The sequence below is a fragment of the Parcubacteria group bacterium CG10_big_fil_rev_8_21_14_0_10_36_14 genome (genome assembly GCA_002772895.1).
Taxonomy (GTDB): Bacteria; Patescibacteriota; Patescibacteriia.
Map to the genome: position 1 here is coordinate 1 of PFCS01000043.1, position 1,642 is coordinate 1,642.

Here is a 1,642-nt window from a genome sequence, read left to right on the forward strand (position 1 = left end):
ATATGTGTATGCATTCTCTCCGCATCAATCGGATCTTCGGCATTGCCTGTTCCAATTGCCCAAATCGGCTCATAGGCAATTATAACCTTTTTTTTGTCTACTGCCTTTAACCCTATCCTTAACTGTCTTTCTATTACCTTCCATGCGTGACCACTTCTTCTCTCTCTCAAATTTTCTCCCACACACACAACCGGAATAAGTTTTGCCTTCAAAGCTAACTTAATTTTTTTATTCACAGTCTCATAATTTTCTTTTGCATACTTTCTTCGTTCCGAATGTCCTAGAATTACATATTCGCATCCAATCTGCTTTATGTCAAGTCCGGCAACCTCTCCGGTATAAGCGCCATATTCTTCCCAAAAAATGTTCTGAGCGCAAAGTTTTAGCCCATTTCCACGAATTGTTTTCTCTACGCCTGATAATGCCGTAAAGCTTGGCGCGAGGATTACCTTGTGCGGACTTTTTAAATGATTATATTTTCCGGCCAAAAGGATTGCGTCTCGTGTCGAAAGATACATTTTCCAGTTGGCAATAATAATTTTCCTCCTCATAAAATTATTTTAATAATTTTTTAATGCTAGCATCGTCTTTTAATGGACCGATAATTGCGATACTGGCTTTTTCTTTTTTAAATAATTTGTTAGCAACTTTTTTTATGTCAGCAAGTTTTACTCGTTCCATTTGTTTTATTTTTTCTTCCAAAGTTTTGGTCTTGTCTGTTAGTAATTCCTGCTTGCCAAGCCACGAAGCAACAAAGCTAGAATCTTCCATTTCCAAAATAATCCCGCCTTTTATATTTTCTTTTGCGCGTTTTAGCTCAAGCGCGTTTACTCCGGACTTTTTTACTTTTTCAAGCTCTGCAAATATGGTTTTTATTGCCAATTCCAGTTTTCCTTTATTTAGCCCTGCGCGGATAACAAAAGCGCCTGTATCTTGATATGGAGAGAGTATGGCGCGGACAAAATATGCCAATCCCCGTCTTTCTCTTACTTGAATAAACAATCGCGAACTCATTGTTCCACCAAGAATGTTTGTCAAAAGCCCCAACGCTGGCATATCTTTGTCGTCGTATTTTAATCCCGGAAGCCCGATTGCCAGCTGAAACTGCCCTGTTTCTTTACAATCAACCTTTACCTTACTTTTTAACCCACTTATAAAAGGAGGATATTTCGTTGCCGGCTTGCCAGCTTTGCTTTTTCCAAAATATTTTTCACCTGTCTTTTTGATATCCATTTTTTTGAGATCACCAGAGAAAACCACAACCGTATTTTTTGGGATATAGTGTTTGTTATAAAAATTTACAATATCCTTGCGCGTAATTTTTGCCATTGTTTTTTCATATCCAGCAATTGACCAACCAAGAGGTGTATCACCAAATATTTCTTCTTCTAACATATCCTCAATATGCATCATCGGATTATCGCGATACATATGGATTTCTTCCAAAATAACATTACGCTCGCGGTTTATTTCTTTTTCGTCAAGTTTAGAATTATAAAGCATATCAGAAACAATATCCATTGCAGTATCGCGATGCTCAGCATTTATCTTTACATAATAGCCCGTATAATCTTTACTGGTAAAAGCGTTGTACTCTGCGCCATATTGATCAAGCTCTTTAGAAATAGAAAGTGTATTAGGC

The 1,642-nt window shown here is 37.3% G+C and carries 2 protein-coding genes; both read right to left on the minus strand.

Going from position 1 to position 1,642, the window contains the following annotated elements; all coding sequences use genetic code 11:
• The coding region (gene tpiA, locus COU51_03620; protein PIR66502.1) for a triose-phosphate isomerase at positions 1–551 on the minus strand (551 nt) is incomplete at its 3' end.
• Positions 552–555: 4 nt separating this feature from the next.
• Positions 556–1,642: hypothetical protein (locus tag COU51_03625; GenBank protein PIR66498.1), on the minus strand; the 1,087-nt coding region annotated here is incomplete at its 5' end.